The following is a 19104-nucleotide window of genomic DNA, read 5'->3' as shown; positions in this document are numbered from 1 at the left end:
AGAGTGAAGATGCAGAACTATCAACATTAATCGTTGATTCATTACACAGCAGCCTGAAGCGATATCTATTCAAACATGCCGGGTTTAGACTGAAGTATCTTCAACACTACCTTAACTTTTTCACATACAGGCACAATCAACTAATCTTAGCAGACTCGAAAAACAAGAAAGAACAGTTAAAAGCAAAGAATGATTTGATTACTGATCTGTATAAGCGGATACAAAAATCAACAAAGCAAGTTAACTATCAAACGTTTTTAAATGATAAAGGCATTACTGACATTTTGGAGAAGCATCGGTGATTTCACCAACACTCTTCACCACTCGTCAGTTTTTTTTTAATCTTTTGACTCGATTATCAAAATTAATCCTTCATGCACAGTAATGGTTGCATGGTGGATAATCTCATTGGACAATCCGATAGGGTTGTCTTTTTTTAGTTCATATTTATCAAGTGGATATTTAACTCCTTCGATAGTAATTAAACTTTTTTCGATAGCAAATATTGAAAGATAATCATAGTCTTTTTTAAAATATGTGTATGTTCCATTGGGTTTTGCCGTAATTTTATTGTTGTCATCTATTGCAACTAAACCCGGATATTTTCTGAATAATAATAGGTTAGCATAGAGGTGATCGATACGGTTACCTTTAAGGCCTCCAAGGATGATTATGTCATCTGAGGATTCATAAGCGAGCCTAACGGCACTAGCTGTATCGGACTCATCCTTAATAGGGTTAAGCTTAACTTTATTACTCTTAATCAAAGATTCATCTTTAAGAGAATCAAAATCACCAACTGCGATATCATAGCGAATGTTCAGCGTGTTTAGTTCGCTTACAGCGCTATCAACCGCGATAACATAGGACGTTTCTAAATCACTCAAACTCTTGATAAGTGCCGGAACATTAGGCAATACGATATAAGTTCTCATCGGATAGCATCAATAGCTTTATTGCGGTCTTTTGCGTTGAAGACATAAGACCCAGCAACTGCTAAGTCTACGCCCGCTTCTTTTGCTTTAGGCGCAGTAGTTCCATTAATTCCACCATCAATTTCGATGATGTAGTTATATTTGTAGGCTTCTCTTAGTCTTTTTAGTTCTCTTACCTTTTCCAGTTGATCTTCCATAAACGATTGTCCACCAAACCCTGGTTCTACGCTCATAACTAAAACAAGATCAACTTTGTCTAAATATGGAAACAAGTCTTCTAAAGGCGTTTTAGGTTTTAAAGAAATTCCTGCTTTTATCCCTGAAGCTTTGATTCTGCAAATTGATTCAAGAGGTTGATTGGCTTCTACGTGGATTGTGATAATGCTTGAACCAATTTCCACATATTGATCAATATACTGAAGTGGGTTTTCAATCATTAAATGTGTATCTAGTGGAATGGATGTTATCTTTTTAAGTCCACTTAGTACATGACTTCCAAATGAAATATTTGGAACAAAATGGCCATCCATGACATCTAGATGTAGATAGTCAGAGTGTCCAATCGATAGAATTTCCTCTTTCAAAATATTAAAGTCAGCCGTTAGTATAGATGGTGCAATTTTCATTAATATCTCTCCTTTTGGTTTTTAAGTTCTTCATAGTATTTTATATAGTTTTCATATCTTGAAGGTAATATGTTAGGATTTCCTTTAACATTACATCCTGGCTCGTGTACGTGTACACAGTTACTTCCAAACTTACATCCTGATTCATAAGTCTTAAACTCAACGAAATAGTCTTTCAAGTCCTTAGCTTCTAATCTGGAAAACTCAAGTTTAGAAAAGCCTGGGGTATCTGCAATCATCCCGCCACCATAAAAGTAAAGCTCTGTATGTCTGGTTGTATGCTTACCTCTACCTAAAGCCATTGAAATCTCTTGAGTTTTTATTCCTAAACTAGGCATTAACGCATTTAAGAAGGTTGACTTCCCCGCACCAGTTTGACCTGCCAAAACCGATAGTTTATTCAAAAATAAGTCTTCTAATGTATCAAAACCTATCTTTTGTTTAGAGTTTACATAATAGACTTCGTATCCGATTTTTTGATAATAACTCAAGTCATTTTTTAATGCTAAAAACTCATCTTCGCTAATAAGGTCAACCTTAGAGACGATGAGTATTGGTTTAATGTTAGCTTGTTCAATTAGGATCAAAAATTGATCCAGCAAATTAAAACTGAAGTTTGGATTTTTCACACTAGAAAGAATCAAAACCTGGTCAACGTTCGATACATCTGGACGATCTAATTCATTTTGCCTTGGAAATATTTCTTGAATTGGATGATTGATATCTGTTTCATCGTACATCACAAAATCTCCCACTTTAGGGCTTACCTGAATCGTTTTGATGTCTAGTTTTGTACGTTTGGTTAACTGTTTGTTAAAACTGCTGTTTTCGTCTAATTTTTGATACCTAAGTTTGCCACTGGCTTTAGCAATCAAAATCGCTTTTGTCTCCAAATCCATGACACTATAAAGCCCACCTATGAGCTTTACAACTTGCCCTTTTCTCAAAAAAACCTCCTATAAGTTTTGACTTCTTAATTGCCCACATGCGGCATTAATGTCATGTCCTTGTTCTTTTCTTAAAGTGGCATTCATGCCGTTTTTCTTTAATGTATCATAGAATATTTCTTGATTTTCACGTTTAGAACGTTTAAATGGTGCTTCAATTACTTCGTTATAAGGAATCAAGTTCACATAAACGTTTAAGCCTTTTAAGAGCTTAACAAGTTCTAAAGCATGTTCTTTTTGGTCATTGAGTTCATCAATTAGGATGTACTCAATTGTAATACGACGATTCGTCTTAGTCATATAATATCTAATCGCATCAATCACTTGTTCAATTGGATAAGCCTTATTGATTGGCATTAGTTGATTACGAATTTCGTTGTTTGGTGCGTGTAAGCTAATAGCTAAGTTAATTTGAAGTTGTTCATCAGCATATTCTTTAATTTTTGGAACAATCCCACACGTAGATACTGTGATGTGTCTAGCCCCAATTTCTAGCCCCTTAGAAGAGTTAGCATTTTCTAAGAAAGTCATAAGGTTATCATAGTTATCAAATGGTTCACCAATCCCCATGACAACGACATAGCTAATACGTTTGCCAAACGCACGTTCAGATTCAATGATTTGGCTCATGATTTCCCCTGCTGATAGGTTTCTTTTTTTCTTTAAGATCCCTGATGCACAAAAACGGCATCCCATGTTACATCCAACTTGTGAGGTTACACAAATAGAATACCCATAGTCATGGCTCATTAATACTGTTTCGATTAAGTTCCCATCAGGTAACCCATATAAAAACTTCATCGTGCCATCAACACTTCTGGTTTCAACCACTTTTTCTAGTACTTTAATTTCAAAATTATTATTCAAAAGATCTATCACATTTTTGGATAGATTGCTCATTTCATCAAATGTATGTACTTTTTTCTTGTAAATCCAGTCAAAAACTTGTTGCGCTCTAAACTTTTTTTCGTCGTTTTCAAGGAAAAACTGTTCGAGTTCGCTTAACTTTAAATCATAAATATTTGTCATTTTATCACCATAAACATTATACACTAGAAAAACTTAAAAACCTATAAATTGGCAAAAAAAAGAAGGCGTTTGCCTTCTTAACTTCTGATTTCTGCTTTGAACTCGTATTGTAATCTATTAAGGATAGATTTCATCAATTTATCAATATCAGCAGTCTCTAATGTCTTTTCCTTAGAATTAAAGGTCATTGAGAATGCTAAAGATTTCTTATCCAATCCGATTTTTTCATCTTCATAAACGTCAAATAGTGTTAAATCTGTTAAGAATTTACGTGCTGTTTGATAGATTAAAGCATGAATCTTTTGGGTTGGAATTTGTTTGTCCACGATAAATGCTAGGTCTCTTGTGATACTTGGATATCTTGAAATAGTTTCAAATAAACCTTGTTTTTGAATGTGTTTTAAAACTACTTCTAGGTTGATTTCAAACACATAAGCTTCAATGCCTAAGCTTGGATGAATCTTACCGATATATCCGATTTTTTCATTGTTTAAACTGATTTTAGCTGTAACACCTGGATGTAAGCCTTCTAGGGATGCTTTGTCATAATCTACTTTCAAATCAAAGTGTCCAAGTAGGCTGTCTAAAATACCTTTTAACACGTAGAAATCTGCTTTTATGCCATCTTTCTTCCAAGTGGAGGCTTCATAATTACCTTCGATGATGCAAGCTAAATGTAAAGGTTCACCATGAGAGTAATATGTAGATCCAATTTCAAAGAACTTAAGGTCACTCATTTGTCTAGATAAATGATAACCGACATTATCTAATAACCCATTGATGAGTGAATGTCTTAATACTTTTTTATCTTCACTCATAGGGTGTAGTAATTCAACTTGATCTTGTGAAGGATCTGTGAATAATGAAATCGTTTCTTTCTTAGTTAATGAGTAGTTAATCACTTCATTGAAACCTAGGTGACGCATGATTCGTTTGATTTCTAGGACTTTAGATTGTCTATTTGAATATTTGCCAAGACTGTTGGTTTTAGGGAGAATCATTGGGATTTCATTTAAACCATAGATTCTTGCTACTTCTTCGATTAAGTCTGCTTTTATCCTTAAGTCATTACGGTAGCTTGGAACCATATAGACATGTTCGCTAACACTAATGATATTAAGACGTTTTAAAATGCTTCTAAGTTGTGATTCATCCAGATTAATGCCCAATGTCTTATTAACATCTGCGGCAGTAATCTCAATTTTAACTGGTTTTGGATAAGCTTCATTGGAGGCTGCGATTTCACTATAAACCACACCACCTGCTAATTCAACCATCATTTGAGCAGCTCTGTTGATCGCAACTCTAACTCTGGTTTCATCAATACCACGTTCAAATCTAAGGCTTGAATCACTTCTTAAATCTAAACGTTTAGACGTTTCCTGAATCATTTTTGAGTCAAAGCTTGCGGCTTCAAGAATGATTGAAGTAGTATCTTCATCCACGGTTGTGTTTAATAATCCCATCACACCAGCGATTGCAACCGGGTAAATACCATTGGTAATGACGATGTCTTTATCTGTTAATGTACGTTTAACTTCATCTAATGAAACCACTTCTTCGCCGTCTTTAGCTTGACGAATGTGGATTTTATTGGTCTCAAATTTGGCTTTATCGAATGCATGAAGTGGGGTGCCAAGTTCAAGCATAACGTAGTTTGTAATATCAACGACATTGTTAATTGGTCTAATGCCGCTTGCGATTAATGAGCTTCTTAGCCATTCTGGTGAAGGTCCCACTTTAACATCAATCGTTCTTGCGAAATAACGGTGGCACCCTTCTGAATCATTTTTAACTACTAAAGGATTTAAGGTATCTACTTCAAATACCTCAGGTTCGCGGTAGGTAAGCTTCTTATCTAGTACTGCAGAAATGTCATAAGCATAACCTAATACACTCAATAAGTCAGCGCGATTAGGGGTTAATGATAGCTCGATTGTATGTTGGTCAAGTCCAAGTAGGTGCAGTGGATCTACGCCAAGTTCAACGGCTTCAGGGAAGTTATAAATGCCTTCTCTATATCTTGGATCGACGTTTTTTTCTTCAATCCCAAGTTCTGCTAATGAGCAAATCATCCCATTAGATTCAACGCCTCTAATCTTACTTCTTTTGATTTCAAACCCGCCAGGTAGAACTGCCCCTGGGGTTGCAACAATCACATATTGACCAGCAGAAACGTTTTTAGCTCCACATACGATTTGTTCAACAAGCCCGTTACCTAAATCAACGGTTGTAACATGTAAGTGGTCAGAGTTTTCATGGTCTTCACAAGTCAAAACATAGCCTGTCACAAGCCCGCTTGCGACAACCATTTTTTGATAGTCTTCAACTTCTGTTATGTAGCCATTGGTTAATTCATATAAATTATCAGGTAGGTAACCTAATACATTTTTAAGCATATTTGTAGATATTTTCATATTAGCGACCTCCCTTGAATTGTTTTAAGAAACGTAAATCGTTTGTATAAAACTGTCTAATATCATCGATGGCGTATTTTAAGATACCTAGTCTTTCTACCCCTATACCGAATGCAAACCCTTGTACTTCATCTGGATTATATCCACCCATCTTTAATACATTTGGATGAACCATTCCCGCGCCAAGCACTTCAATCCATCTACCATCTTCTGAGAATACATCGACTTCAACGGATGGTTCTGTAAATGGGAAATAAGAAGGGCGTAAACGGATTTCTCTATCTTTACCAAAGAAGTGTTTTATGAATGCTAGTAAGGTCCCTTTAAGGTTAGCCATTGAAATGTCTTTACCAATCACTAATCCTTCAACTTGCATAAATTGATGGCTATGTGTTTGGTCATCATCATCTCTTCTGTATACTTTACCTGGGCAAATGATTTGGATTGGTTTACCCTCGGATTGCAACATGGTTCTCGCTTGAACTGGTGAGGTATGTGTTCTTAGTAAACGGTTTGGATCGATATAGAAGGAATCTTGCATCGCTCTTGCAGGATGGCCTTGTTCTAAGTTGAGCATTTCGAAGTTATAGTGGTCAGTTTCGATTTCTGGACCTTCCTTAACCTCATAGCCTAAGCCAATGAAAAAGGCTTCAAGGTCTTCGACGATTTGACTTAATAAGTGAGCAGTCCCAATCTCTTTTTTGATTCCTGGCAAGGTCACATCGATGGCTTCTTTTTCAAGCTTAATTGCGATTTCTTTCGCTTCGATTTGAGCTTTCTTTTCTTCAAATAGGGCCTCTAATACTTGTTTGGTTTCATTTATTAGTTTCCCAACTTTTGGTTTTTCTTCATTTGATAAGTCTTTTAAACCCATCATTAATTCGGCAATCTCGCCTTTTTTTCCTAAGAAACTGGCTTTAAGATTGTTTAAGTCTGTCATTTGATCAATTGACAAAAGCGCTTCAACGGCTTTATTTTTAATTGAAATTAGTCTATTTTCCATAATTTGTCCTTTCTAAATAAAAAAGTCCCTAGATTTATAATCTAAGGACGAAATATCGCGGTACCACCTTAGTTCTATGTTTCCATAGCACTCTATACCTTTAACGCAGGCTTACGGGTGTGATTAGCACCACATAAAGGATGAATTCGAAAACCACCTATTAGACATTTACACCAACCATGTCCTCTCTTTAAACAAGTATGTTTTGTACTACTTCCTTATTATTGTGATTTAGTCTCTTCTTGAAGCAAGGATTGCAAGCAATCTTAAAACTTGATAATAAATATATACGATAGATACCATTAAACCTAATGATACCATCCATTCATAACGTTTAGATACGCCATTTGAAACCATGTTTTCTGCAGTATCGAAATGCAATGTAAGCATGAATGCGCCATACATAATGAATACTAAAGATAAGAATAGTACTAGTGGGCTATCAGGATTACCAAATAATGTATACCACATTGCGCCACCATCAAAGATAGATGCGATGGATACAAATAACATTGTCGCAATCAATCCAAATCCAAATCCTAAGACAACTCTTCTAAATCGACTAGTAACTTGAATGAGTCTGGTTGAATAAAGTGCTAGCATACCGATAAAGATACCTGAAGTAATTAGCACAGCAAGTAAAATGAAGTTTGCACCACCAAATGCTGCTCCATAAATTAAACTGATAATGACTAGAGCTACCCCTTCAGACATCGCATAGATGATTGAGAATAATCTAGATAGTCTTAGACTGGTTGTAGCAACAATTACGGATATAAAACCTGTGAACATTGATGCAATCAAAATCCCAACAAATAGACCAGGATTGCTATCCGCTAAAGTCAATGTGAATAGACCAAATGCGATTGCTATTGCAAATAATAATACTGTTTTTAAAGTAATACCTAGATAAGAGGCTTGAGACCCTAAGAAGGCTTCTTCTTGTTTTTCCATTCTAGAAAATACTGGGTTGTTGTGTTTGTACATATATTAATCACTCCATTTCATTTTTAATTATAAATCACTTTATGCTAAAGTGCAAATAAACCATGATCAATCACATCATTTTCTTCATTTAAATCGTCAAATGCGCCATAGGTTTCCATCTTTTCAAAGACAGTTTTATTGATTCTAGTACGATTTTTAACATCTTCTCTAGAAGTAAATGCTTTTTCATTACGTTTTTCAACAACATCAATCGCAACTTGAGTCCCTAAACCATCAATTGAGACGAAAGGCATTCTAAGTGCATTTCCCTCAATTTTAAACGTTTGAGCCTCGCTTAAGTTAATGTCCACTTTTAAGAACTTAAAGCCTCTAAGTGTCATTTCTAGGGCAATTTGAAGGTTTGTAACAATCGATTCATCTTTAACAGACAGATTAAACATTCTGCCGTATTCTTGAAGTTTATTTCTAATCGCGTTCGTGCCTAAAACCATGGTTTCATAATCAAACTGGTCTGCACGTTTTGAGAAGAATGCGCTATAGAATAATAAAGGTTTATAGACTTTAAACCAAGCAATACGAACAGCCATCAATACGTAAGCTGCAGCATGGGCTTTAGGGAACATATACTTAATTAAAGAACAGCTCCAAATGTACCATTTAGGCACACCGTTACGTTCCATAACTTCCGCATAAGATGCCCATTTTTCTTTGTCCTTGGATGGTTTCCCACGTCTAACGAACTCCATAATTTCAAAAGACTTTAGTGGATCCATACCAAATTCCATTAAGTTAACCATGATATCGTCACGACAACCAATGACTTGGTCAAATGTAATGCCTTGGAACTCTTCTTTTTTGTTTAATACTAAGTCTTGGGCATTTTTTAGCCATACGTCTGTACCGTGAGACAACCCTGATATTTTGACAAGTCCTGCAAAACTATTGGGTTTTGTATCGGTTAACATTTGTCTTACGAAGTTTGTGCCAAGTTCTGGAATCCCAAAGGAGGCAACTTCACTGCCTAAATCTTCTGGATTTAATCCGATACAAGTAGTATTTCCAAAGAGTTCATACACCTTTTTATCATCGACAGGAATGTCTTGGGCACGACTAAATGGAAACTCATCTGGATGTTCACTGACATAGTCCATTAAGAACTTAATCATCGTTGGGTCATCATGACCAAGAATGTCTAGTTTGAGTAAGTTATCTTCAAATGAGTGATAGTCAAAGTGGGTGGTTTTCCATTCTGAGGTAACATCATCAGCAGGGTACTGAATTGGCGTAACATCAAAGATTTCTTTGTCATCTGGTACGACAACGATTCCGCCGGGATGTTGTCCGGTACTTCTTTTAACACCTTCAATATTTTTCGCCAATCTTTCAACTTGAGCGTTTCTAACATTGGTCATTTGCTTGTCTTCTAAGAATCCCTTAACATAACCAAACGCATTTCTTTCAGCAACCGTTTGAATGGTTCCTGCTCTAAAGGCATGGTCTTCACCTAATAATTCTTTAACGTAATTATGAGCTTTGGCTTGGTATTCTCCCGAGAAGTTTAAGTCAATATCTGGCACTTTATCTCCATTAAATCCTAAGAAGGTTTCAAATGGAATATCTTGTCCATCTTTTTCAAGTAAATGATTACAGTGTGGGCAATGACGATTGTCTAAATCATAACCGGATTGAATATTTTCAAAATAAGGCTGGAAGCTTTTTTCTAAGTCGGTAATTCCATAAATTTCAATATCTTCAGGCGACATCTTGAATACAGTAAAGTCTCCATTAGGGCATCTGTAATGAGGTTTTAGGGGGTTAACTTCTGTGATTTCCATTAAGGTAGCTACTAAACTTGACCCAACAGATCCACGAGAACCAACTAAGTACCCATCATCTAATGATTTCTTCGTTAGTAAGTATGAAATATAGTAGATTGGACCGAACTCATTTTCAATGATGTTTTTCAGTTCTCTTTCTACACGTTTTGTTACAACAGGGTGAAGGGTTTCTCCATAAAGCTTCTTGGCTTTAGAATAGACCAATCGGTGAATCTCATCTTTAATCGATTCAACACCTAGTTTTTCTTTAAAGGCATCATCTCTTAAGGAATATAGTGCTTTAGGAAATGCTTGAATGGCATCGATGTCGTTGTTTAACTTGTTCGTGTTTTTGATAACAATTTCATACGCGAGTTCAGCTCCTAAGAACTTAAACGCGTCTAGCATTTCATCGGTTGTCATAAAGTATTGAATTGGGGTCTCTTGGTAACGAGCAAGGTCGTGAATCCCACCACCAACCAGTTTAGTTCTAATGTAAATGTCTCTAAATATTGAGTCTGACTCATTGAGGTAGTGGACATCTCCTGTAGCAATCACAAGTTTGTTTTCTTCTTTTGCGACACGAATAATCGTCTTAATGATCGATTCAATCTTAACGTCTGCCTCTGCCCCTAATGATTCTCTTAAATGTTTATAGCTAAGAGGCGGTTGAACCTCAATGTAATCATAGAAAGACATAACACTTCTTAAATCTTTTTCACTACGGTTCATTGCCGTCTCAAAAACTTCGCCCTTATAACATCCTGAACCTAACAATAGGCCTTCTCTGTATTTAAGGATGGTAGATTTAAGTAGTCTTGGACCCCCATAGAAATGGGTTGTAAGGGCATCGCTCATCAACTTAAATAAGTTTTTATACCCTACTTGATTTTGAACCAAGATGTTGATGTGGTTACCAAAGCCATGTTTCCAGGCTTCATCTAGGCTAATTGCTTTATTGATTAAATCATGCGTTTCAATGCCTTTTTTAAGGAGGTCTTGAAGCATTTGAATGAAAACTTGGGCGGTTGCCATGGCATCATCGGTTGCTCTATGGTGTTGTTCAAGTTTCACTTTAAAGAGTTTTGCAACTGCCTTTAAATTGTATTTTTTCAACTCATTATTGTAAAAATAACGAGCGATATTTAAGGTATCAATAACTGGAAATACTTTTTCTTTGATCCCTAAACGCTCCATATTGGCATAGATGTGTCCAATATCAAAGGTTGCGTTATGGGCAACTAAAATCGAATCGCCACAAAATTCAATGAACTTAGGCATGGCTTCATCTATTTTTGGTGCGCCAATGAGGTCATTGTCTGTAATCGAGGTTAACTCCGTCGTAAACTCAGAGATTTTTTCTTCTGGGTTAACGAATGTAGAGAACTGACTAACAATTTGCATGTTCTCAATCTTGACTGCAGAAATTTCGATGATTTTATCACGTGTGCTGGATAGCCCAGTGGTTTCGATATCGAATACCACATAACTGGACTTTCTTAAGTCGATTGGTTGATCTCCATAGGCAATTCTAAATGAGGATTCATCCACATAAGTAAGTTCAACCCCATAGATGGGTTTAATTGAAGTGCCTTTGGTTGCTTTAGCGATATCAGGGTATGCATAAAGCCCATCATGGTCTGTAAATGCAATCGCTTTATGACCCCATTTTATGGCTTGATCAACATAGTCTTTCACATCTGTAAGTCCATCCATATTGGACATTTTGGTATGTAAATGGAACTCAACACGCTTTTCTTTGGCAGTATCTTTACGTTCTTTTTTACTGGTTTTTTCAACAAACTCTACGATGTTCGCGATGATTAATACATCTTTCGCAAAGGTATCGTATTGAGCTCTACCCATAACACGAACAATGTCATTTGTCTTATAGGATTCAGCTGTTTTGATGTCTTCGTCTTTATATAAAAACTGCTTAACGATGATCGCATCATCGCTATCAGCAATCGTCATTTGTAGTAAGGAAGAATTCTTCAATGTACGTACTTCAGACTTGATGATTGCCCCTTCAACCGCAAACGATAAGTCTGAAGTTGTGTTTTGGTATTTGTCCAACTCGTAATTATCTTTTGGAATCTCGCTAATTGGGGAAATCTTATCTGTTTTATAAACACGTTTAAAGTTTTTTAAAGCTTTCTTCGGTTCTTCTTTTTCTCTTGGTGGTAAAGCCTTTAATTCACTGATGGCTTTAGATTCATACTTTTTGATTTGGGTTTCTACTGAAGCAAGCTCCTTCTTAATTTCTAGTTTGATTTCAGTTTGAATACCCACCTTTAAAAAGGCTTGCATAAAAAAAGGCAAGTATCTATTTAGATGGTGACTATTCTCGTCTACTTCCAAATAAAAATGCCCCTCTTCGTATCGAGCATTAAAGTTTCTAAAAATGTTTAAACTTGCTCTTTCTGAGGTTAGATTTTGTAAGACCCAGTAATAGAAATCCATTGCATAAGATTTCCAAGATTCATGGTCTTGAAAGGTAAATTGATACTCTATTCCAAGGACAACATCCGGAACTGAAAAATAGAGTCTAAGTTGTTTAATAAATAGGTCTAGTGATTTAGGTTCTGGTGCTTTTGGAAAATTGATATAAAATGTCCAGAGTTTAGCATTAGAATCGACTAACACATTTCTAAGTGTTGCTTCTTTTAGTTGTTCATCCTTAAAGCCTGATTGTTTAAGAAATAATTCAAATTTATTCATCTTTATCCTTACTTTCATCATCTTTTTGGTCACTTACAATGACGATTTTAGACATCTTTAATAGACCTCTAAATGCGATACCCATATAGATATAAGGGAGAATCAAAGCCAAATAACTGACAAGTCCAAGTCCGTATAGTTCCCCAATCAATACCAATACAAAGTAACTTGTAAGGGCATAGGTTGCCATTATAAAGCGGTATCTATATCGAAGTTTTTGAGGTCTTAATCCATAGAAAAATGCCATGATATGACCTAGGATGAAATATAAAATCATATTGGCCATAAACATCATTAACCCGCCATAGACAAGTGCCAATGGCTTGATATCCATATAGATAATATCTATCGCATTCTTAAATGCTTTTTGATCATTAGAGGTTGCGAGATTAAGAGATAGGTTGTCAAGTTTAAGTGTTTGATAAGTGTATGTTTTAACATTGGTTTGGTCTAAGTAGAAAGACAGGCCTTCTTCTTCAAATACAACTTGGTATAAGGCGTTTTCAGAGTTGTCGTTGAACCCAATTCTAAAAGCAAGGTAATTAAACGCTTCTCCTGTACAGTTTGGATCAAGTTTAGCGTCAACGATGACGCAGTTGTTATTCTTTTGTATAAGTGTGCTTGTAAGTTCATCTTTGATGTCTTTAGGAGCGCTATTAGAAAACCCAATGCGTAGTATCATCGGCATGCTCGCAAGTAATGATAAAAAGGCTATATATAATGTGATATAGCCGAGTTTATCTTTAAGGAAAAATGCAATTTTGCTAGGTTTAAAAATCGAGATATTTAGTCTTTTTAACATGATAAAACTCCTTATCACTTATTATAACATATTAACATTTATATGTTAAAATACAATTGGTGATTTTAGATGAATTTGATGACTGACGAGAAACATTATAACACATTAAACAACTACTATAGACATAAATTCCCAAACAAGGTTTTTAAGATTGCCTTAAATGGTGGCTTTACTTGTCCGAACATTGATGGGACTGTAGCCAAAGGGGGCTGTACGTTTTGTACCCCACTGGGTTCTGGCGATTTTGCTGGTAGTAAATACGATCCTTTAAGGGTTCAATTTGATAACATAAAAGAAATGATGCACTTAAAATGGCCTGATAAAGCCAATTATGTAGTGTACTTTCAAGCAAACACGAATACCCATGGACCGCTTACTAAAATTAAATCTTTATTTGATGAGGCGATTACGCTTGATCCTAACATCGTGATGATCTCTGTAGCAACCAGACCTGATAGTCTTCCAGACGATGTTTTGGAGTATTTAGGTGACTTAAACCAAAGGATGCCTTTACAGGTAGAACTTGGCTTGCAAACCATCTTTGAAAGTACTTCTAATTTGATCAATCGTGCACATGATTTAAAGTCATTTGACGATGCCGTATCAAAACTAAGAGCCCGTAACATTGAAGTCGTTGTACACATCATTAATGGGTTGCCTTATGAATCCAAAGAAATGATGTTAGAGACCGTTAGACATATTAACAAACTCGATGTTCAAGGCATCAAGATTCATATGCTTCATGTGATGGAAAAAACCAAAATGGGCTTTGATTTTAAGAAGAAACCATTTCCAATTCTTACCTTAGAAGAATATGTAGATATCACTGTTGATCAGCTAAGAATTCTAAACCCTTCGATTATTGTTCATAGAGTCACTGGGGACGCTCCAGCAAAACTCCTTATGGAGCCAAAATGGACTTTGAAGAAGTTCATCGTCCAAAATGAAATTGACAAAAGAATGAGACTCTTAAATGCCTGGCAAGGGGACCAATATGAGAAATAGTCTGATCCATGATTTTACAAGATCATTTTTGAATAATCATGTTAGCCCTAATGACATAATTATCGATGCGACACTTGGGAATGGTCATGATACGTTATACCTAAACTCACTTGGTGCAAATGTAGTCGCATTCGATATCCAATTAGAGGCTATTAATCAAGCAAAAAACCTAATAGAAGGTCTTAAGAATATCCAAATTCATCATGATTCTTTTGTTAACATGTTTAGCTACAATATTCCTTTCAAAGGCGTCGTCTTCAACTTAGGCTATTTGCCAAATGGTGATAAAACCATAACGACTTTAGAGAAAGACACCCTATTCACAATTAAAGAATTATCTAAACTGCTAAAAGAGGGTATGTTCATCATCATAACGGCTTATCCAGGCCATGAAGAGGGGATGAAAGAATCTAGTGCTTTAGATCATTTCATTAAGTCTTTACCTAATGATTATTTGACCTATACTTTAAAAATACAAAATAGAAACAATGCGCCTTATGTCATTGTGATAGAAAAATAAAACGCGGCTATGCTTATGCATAATCGCGTTTTTTTATTAGCCTTTTACAACAATGTTAACAATTTTGTTTTGGATATAGATGACTTTTACAATCGCTAATCCTTCGGTAAACTTAACGACATTTGGAGCTTCTAGTGCAAGTTTTTTCACTAGGGTTTCATCTTCGTTTGGTTTAACACTAATACGGTCTCTTAGTTTACCATTAACTTGAATAACCACTTCGATTTCATCTAATACTAATTTAGACTCATCCACAGTTGGCCATTCTTGGTAGGCAATGGTGTCTTTCTTATTGAATACAGTTTGATATAGTTCTTCTGTAATGTGTGGAGCAATTGGATTAAGTAGTTTTAAGAACCCAATGGCCTGTGCTTTCGAGAATACTTTTTGTCTGTAGACATCGTTAACGAAAATCATCATTTGAGAGATGCCTGTATTAAAGGCTTGTTTTTCGTAGTCTTCAGTGACTTTTTTCACGGTTTGGTTATAAACAAAATCTAGGGCTGGAACCTCATCTTCGATTGGTAAGTAATACATTCTCCATACTCTATCTAAGAAACGTTTTGCACCATCAATCGCTTCGGTATTCCAAGGTTTATCGGCTTCAAGTGGGCCCATGAACATTTCATAAAGTCTTAGGGTATCTGCCCCATAAACTGAAATAACTTCATCAGGATTTACGACGTTCCCTTTGGATTTGCTCATCTTTTGGTTATCAGAGCCTAGAATCATACCTTGGTTAATTAACTTTAAGAATGGTTCTTTTGAACTAACTAGTCCTAAATCGTAAAGGAACTTATGCCAGAATCTTGAGTAAAGTAGATGTCCGACAGCATGTTCTGCACCACCGATGTATAAGTCAACTGGTAGCCATTTGTCCAACTCTTTTTTAGCTTCTTCCGTGTTAAGTGGAATGAATCCAACTAATGTCTTTAATACGTAACCAATATAGTACCAGCTAGAACCTGCAAGTTGAGGCATGGTATTGGATTCTCTACGGTAACGTTTTTGATCTTTTTCAATGTTAATCCATTCATATAGATTGGCTAGTGGAGATTCACCGGTTCCGCTAGGTTTGATGTTGGTCATCTTTGGTAATTCAAGCGGTAGCTCTTCTTCACTTAATGTGATGACGTTATCGTCTTCATCAAATAGGACTGGGAATGGTTCACCCCAATAACGTTGTCGTGAGAATACCCAGTCTCTTAATCTATAAGTGATTTCTTTCTTGCCTGCGCCTAAGGATTCAAGGTGTTTAACGATGACTTCTTTTGCATCGTCATTCATCAATCCGTTGATGATGTCACTGTTGATGTGGAAACCATCACCAGTAAAACAACCAGGTTCGTCATGTTCGATGACTTTAATGATATCTAGTCCATGTTTTAATGCGAACTCATAGTCTCTTTCATCATGAGCTGGTACAGCCATAACTGCGCCAGTGCCATAGGATGCTAGTACATAGTCAGCAATCCAAATTGGTACTTTTTTACCGTTGATTGGGTTAATCGCAAATGCCCCAGTGAATACACCGGATTTATCTTTGTTTAAATCTCCACGATCAAGGTCTGTTTTTTGTTTGGTAATTTCAATGTATCTTTTAACTTCTTCTAGTTCATCTTGAGAAGCAATTTCTAATACTAATGGGTGTTCTGGTGCTAATACCGCATAGGTTGCCCCATATAAGGTATCAGGTCTAGTAGTAAAGATATCAAAGCTATGATCACTGTGTGCAACCTTGAAAGTAATCTTAGCTCCGGTTGACTTACCAATCCAGTTTTTTTGCATTTCCTTGATGTGATCTGGCCAGTCTAGTAAGTTTAAGTCCTCTAATAAGCGGTCTGCATATTTAGTAATCTTTAAAACCCATTGTTTCATGGCTTTTTTAGTAACTGGGTAGTGCCCTCTTTCAGATACCATAATGCCATCGCTAATTTCGATTTCATCATTGGCTAAAACGGTTCCTAAGCCTTCACACCAGTTAACTTCAACGTCTTTTCTTTCAGCTAATCCATGTTCAAATAGTTTTGTGAAAATCCATTGAGTCCACTTGTAGTACTCACTGTCAGAGGTTGCGAACTCTCTGTCCCAGTCAATACCGATTCCGGCTTCATGAACTTGTCTTTTGAAGTTTCCAATGTTCTTATAGGTGAACTCTCGTGGGTCATTCCCGGTTTGTAGGGCGTATTGCTCAGCAGGTAGTCCAAATGCGTCCCATCCCATTGGATGCATCACATTATAGCCTTGCATACGTTTAAAACGACTCATAATATCGGTCGCTGTATAAGATTCTATGTGTCCAACGTGTAATCCTTGAGCCGATGGATAAGGAAACATGTTTAATACATAATAAGTTGGTTTGATTTGGTCATTTTCAGTTTTAAAAGTCTTACGTTCTGACCAGTAAGTTTGCCATTTCTTTTCTATGGCGCTAAAGTTATATTCCATATTATCACTCTTTCGTCTATTTACCATTATAAAACAAATACTAGTTTTTTAAAACTAAAACTATCATAAAATAAATCCTCAGCCTGGATATCATCATGATTCTTTAGGCTGAGGATAATAAACTAAGTTTTTTAATGAGACATTTTTTGTTTGGCTAATTCAGGAGTAATTTCTCCAGCGGCTGTTAAAGCTTTCTTAGTGATGAGTGGACCGACCATTTCATACACGAAGGTTGCAGATAAAACGACTGCAGAAATTTGTTGTGCATATTGAGGTACGACACTGGATGCGACGATGGATAACCCAATCGCAACCCCGGCTTGTGGGATTAACCCAAAACCTAAGTACTTCTTAACTTTTGGAGACCCATTGGCAAGTTCTGCCCCTAAGTACGCACCTATTAGCTTACCAATCACACGACCTACAATGTAAATTACACCAATTCCGCCAACGGTTAATAAGACATCAAACTTAAGTTCAGCACCACTTAATACAAAGAACATAATGAATATTGGTGGGGTAACACGATCCGTTAAGTATAAGACCGTATCTAAGACTTCTTCATTTGCAAGGTTCGTGAAGAATGCCCCCATCATCATACAAGCAAGTAGTGTAGATAACTCAAAATCAGGGCTTGATTGCTTTACAATCTCAGCAGCTGATGCGACCAAGAATAAAAGTGCTAGTAAGAGTGAAATACGGTTTCCTCTACCTGTAAACCATTTAACACCAAAGGAGAGTAGGATACCTGCAATAGCCCCTAATCCAAGGCTTGCAATAATCTCAACAAATGGCTTAAGGATCATCCAAGTAACAGATATATTTGATGTGGATCCAATTGTTTTTGCAATTGCTACGAATAACCCGAAGAATACAATTGCTGTTGCATCATCAATTGCAACAACGCTCAATAGGTTTTCAGTCACTTCACCTTTAGCTTTATATTGTTTAATAACCATAATGGTTGCGGCTGGTGCAGTGGCTGCAGCAATCGCTGACAACACAAGTGAGAACCTCATATCAAAACCAAAAGAAATCAATAACACAAATACGATGATAATCGCGAAAAACGATTCGAGAGTTGCGATTACAATTGGAAGCTTACCGACCCTCTTGAAGTAAGAAAGTTGAAATTCCGTACCGATTGTAAATGCAATAAATCCTAAAGCGATTTGAGAAATAATATGTAGTTCTTCATATGCTGCCTCAGGAATCAAATGAATGCCTGCCATTGTTAATAACGGCCCAATTAAAAGACCACCTAATAAATACCCTGTTACGTTAGGTAGTTTTAGCTTCTTAGCAATTTTCCCAAATAACAACCCTGTTATTAGGATGATTGACATGTAAAATAAAATCATTTTGTTTTAAATCCTCTTATATAATCAATCGGAAGTGTAAATAAAATACCTGTATTTGGTTCATCAATGCTACCAACCACTTCCTCAATGATTTCTTCAATACGTTTGATGTTCTCTTCTTTAGTAACCATCATAATTGTTTTATTTTCTTTCTTGTTATCTTTAAGCAGGTTACGAATAGAGCCAAATATGTTTGATAAAGTCTCATCATTCGAACCAGATAAAGCTTGAGCCATTCCTGAACTATTAAACACAGTTGCCCCTGTTAAATGTTCGTTCGCAAGTTCCTTTAATAATCTATCTAGTTTTTCAGTTTTATTTAAAATAAAAACCATTAGTTTCAAAATAAACACCTCTTTCGCGTTAATTATACGCCATACAAAATTCATTATCAAGATAAACTAAATGAAAACACTTTTTCAAAAAAAATCTGACGAGTGGTGAAGAGTGTTGGTGAAATCACCGATGCTTCTCCAAAATGTCAGTAATGCCTTTATCATTTAAAAACGTTTGATAGTTAACTTG

Annotated in this window: 15 protein-coding genes and 1 other annotated feature; of the genes, 3 read left to right on the top strand and 12 right to left on the bottom strand. The window is 36.0% G+C overall.

The genetic code is table 11. The features are described 5' to 3' along the window. Positions 1 to 302: hypothetical protein (locus tag JN09_RS07015; protein ID WP_204434308.1), on the top strand; the 302-nt coding region annotated here is incomplete at its 5' end. A 36-nt stretch (positions 303 to 338) separates the two neighbouring features. Here the strand turns inward: JN09_RS07015 and JN09_RS07010 are convergent. From JN09_RS07010 to JN09_RS06970, 9 genes are all read right to left on the bottom strand, one after another. Next, positions 339 to 935, bottom strand: coding sequence for a thiamine diphosphokinase (locus JN09_RS07010; RefSeq protein WP_204434306.1), 597 nt, complete (start codon positions 933 to 935; stop codon positions 339 to 341). Continuing rightward, positions 932 to 1561 carry a ribulose-phosphate 3-epimerase gene (gene rpe, locus JN09_RS07005; RefSeq protein ID WP_204434299.1) on the bottom strand — a complete coding sequence of 210 codons (630 nt, stop codon included), beginning with the start codon at positions 1559 to 1561 and terminating at the stop codon, positions 932 to 934. Before rpe ends, JN09_RS07010 begins: the two co-directional genes overlap by 4 nt. Then, positions 1561 to 2508 (bottom strand): ribosome small subunit-dependent GTPase A, encoded by a 948-nt coding sequence (gene rsgA / locus JN09_RS07000; RefSeq protein ID WP_235985213.1) that lies wholly within the window; start codon positions 2506 to 2508, stop codon positions 1561 to 1563. The genes rpe and rsgA overlap by 1 nt, the downstream gene beginning before the upstream one ends. Positions 2509 to 2517: 9 nt before the next feature. Continuing rightward, positions 2518 to 3537, bottom strand: coding sequence for a dual-specificity RNA methyltransferase RlmN (gene rlmN / locus JN09_RS06995; RefSeq protein WP_204434297.1), 1020 nt, complete (start codon positions 3535 to 3537; stop codon positions 2518 to 2520). A 77-nt stretch (positions 3538 to 3614) separates the two neighbouring features. Continuing rightward, positions 3615 to 5954 carry a phenylalanine--tRNA ligase subunit beta gene (gene pheT, locus JN09_RS06990; protein WP_204434295.1) on the bottom strand — a complete coding sequence of 780 codons (2340 nt, stop codon included), beginning with the start codon at positions 5952 to 5954 and terminating at the stop codon, positions 3615 to 3617. A gap of 1 nt (position 5955) precedes the next feature. Beyond that, complete coding sequence (pheS, locus tag JN09_RS06985; RefSeq protein WP_204434292.1) at positions 5956 to 6957, bottom strand: phenylalanine--tRNA ligase subunit alpha; 1002 nt, start codon at positions 6955 to 6957, stop codon at positions 5956 to 5958. Between the two features lie 40 nt (positions 6958 to 6997). Beyond that, positions 6998 to 7190 (bottom strand) — a binding site (T-box leader). Continuing rightward, positions 7189 to 7944, bottom strand: a complete 756-nt coding sequence (locus tag JN09_RS06980; RefSeq protein ID WP_204434290.1) for a Bax inhibitor-1/YccA family protein — start codon at positions 7942 to 7944, stop codon at positions 7189 to 7191. It overlaps the preceding feature by 2 nt. A gap of 44 nt (positions 7945 to 7988) precedes the next feature. Continuing rightward, the gene (locus JN09_RS06975; RefSeq protein WP_204434288.1) at positions 7989 to 12443 is read right to left on the bottom strand and encodes a PolC-type DNA polymerase III; all 4455 of its coding nucleotides are present in this window, start codon (positions 12441 to 12443) and stop codon (positions 7989 to 7991) included. Next, positions 12436 to 13245, bottom strand: coding sequence for a DUF1189 family protein (locus tag JN09_RS06970; protein ID WP_204434286.1), 810 nt, complete (start codon positions 13243 to 13245; stop codon positions 12436 to 12438). Before JN09_RS06970 ends, JN09_RS06975 begins: the two co-directional genes overlap by 8 nt. Before the next feature lie 69 nt (positions 13246 to 13314). On the opposite strand from JN09_RS06970, the gene mnmL reads away from it, so the two are divergent. Continuing rightward, complete coding sequence (gene mnmL, locus JN09_RS06965; RefSeq protein ID WP_204434284.1) at positions 13315 to 14250, top strand: tRNA modification radical SAM protein MnmL/YtqA; 936 nt, start codon at positions 13315 to 13317, stop codon at positions 14248 to 14250. Continuing rightward, positions 14240 to 14770: a tRNA 5-(aminomethyl)-2-thiouridylate-methyltransferase MnmM gene (gene mnmM, locus JN09_RS06960; protein WP_204434277.1), complete on the top strand. Its 531-nt coding sequence runs from the start codon at positions 14240 to 14242 to the stop codon at positions 14768 to 14770. Before mnmL ends, mnmM begins: the two co-directional genes overlap by 11 nt. A gap of 36 nt (positions 14771 to 14806) precedes the next feature. Here the strand turns inward: mnmM and leuS are convergent, their stop codons facing one another. The 3 genes from leuS to JN09_RS06945 all read right to left on the bottom strand — a co-directional run bounded on the left by leuS (position 14807) and on the right by JN09_RS06945 (position 18923). After that, positions 14807 to 17218, bottom strand: coding sequence for a leucine--tRNA ligase (leuS, locus tag JN09_RS06955; protein ID WP_204434272.1), 2412 nt, complete (start codon positions 17216 to 17218; stop codon positions 14807 to 14809). A gap of 131 nt (positions 17219 to 17349) precedes the next feature. After that, entirely contained in the window at positions 17350 to 18579 is a 1230-nt protein-coding gene (locus JN09_RS06950) for a cation:proton antiporter (protein WP_204434267.1), read from the bottom strand. After that, positions 18576 to 18923, bottom strand: coding sequence for a P-II family nitrogen regulator (locus tag JN09_RS06945; RefSeq protein ID WP_204434259.1), 348 nt, complete (start codon positions 18921 to 18923; stop codon positions 18576 to 18578). Before JN09_RS06945 ends, JN09_RS06950 begins: the two co-directional genes overlap by 4 nt. Positions 18924 to 19104: the final 181 nt, after the last annotated feature.

Origin of the sequence: Paracholeplasma morum (assembly GCF_016907055.1) — a bacterium.
Taxonomy (GTDB): Bacteria; Bacillota_I; Bacilli_A; order Acholeplasmatales; family UBA5453; genus Paracholeplasma; species Paracholeplasma morum.
Note: the sequence above shows the minus strand (reverse complement) of the source record. Positions and strands in the feature narration are given on the sequence as shown.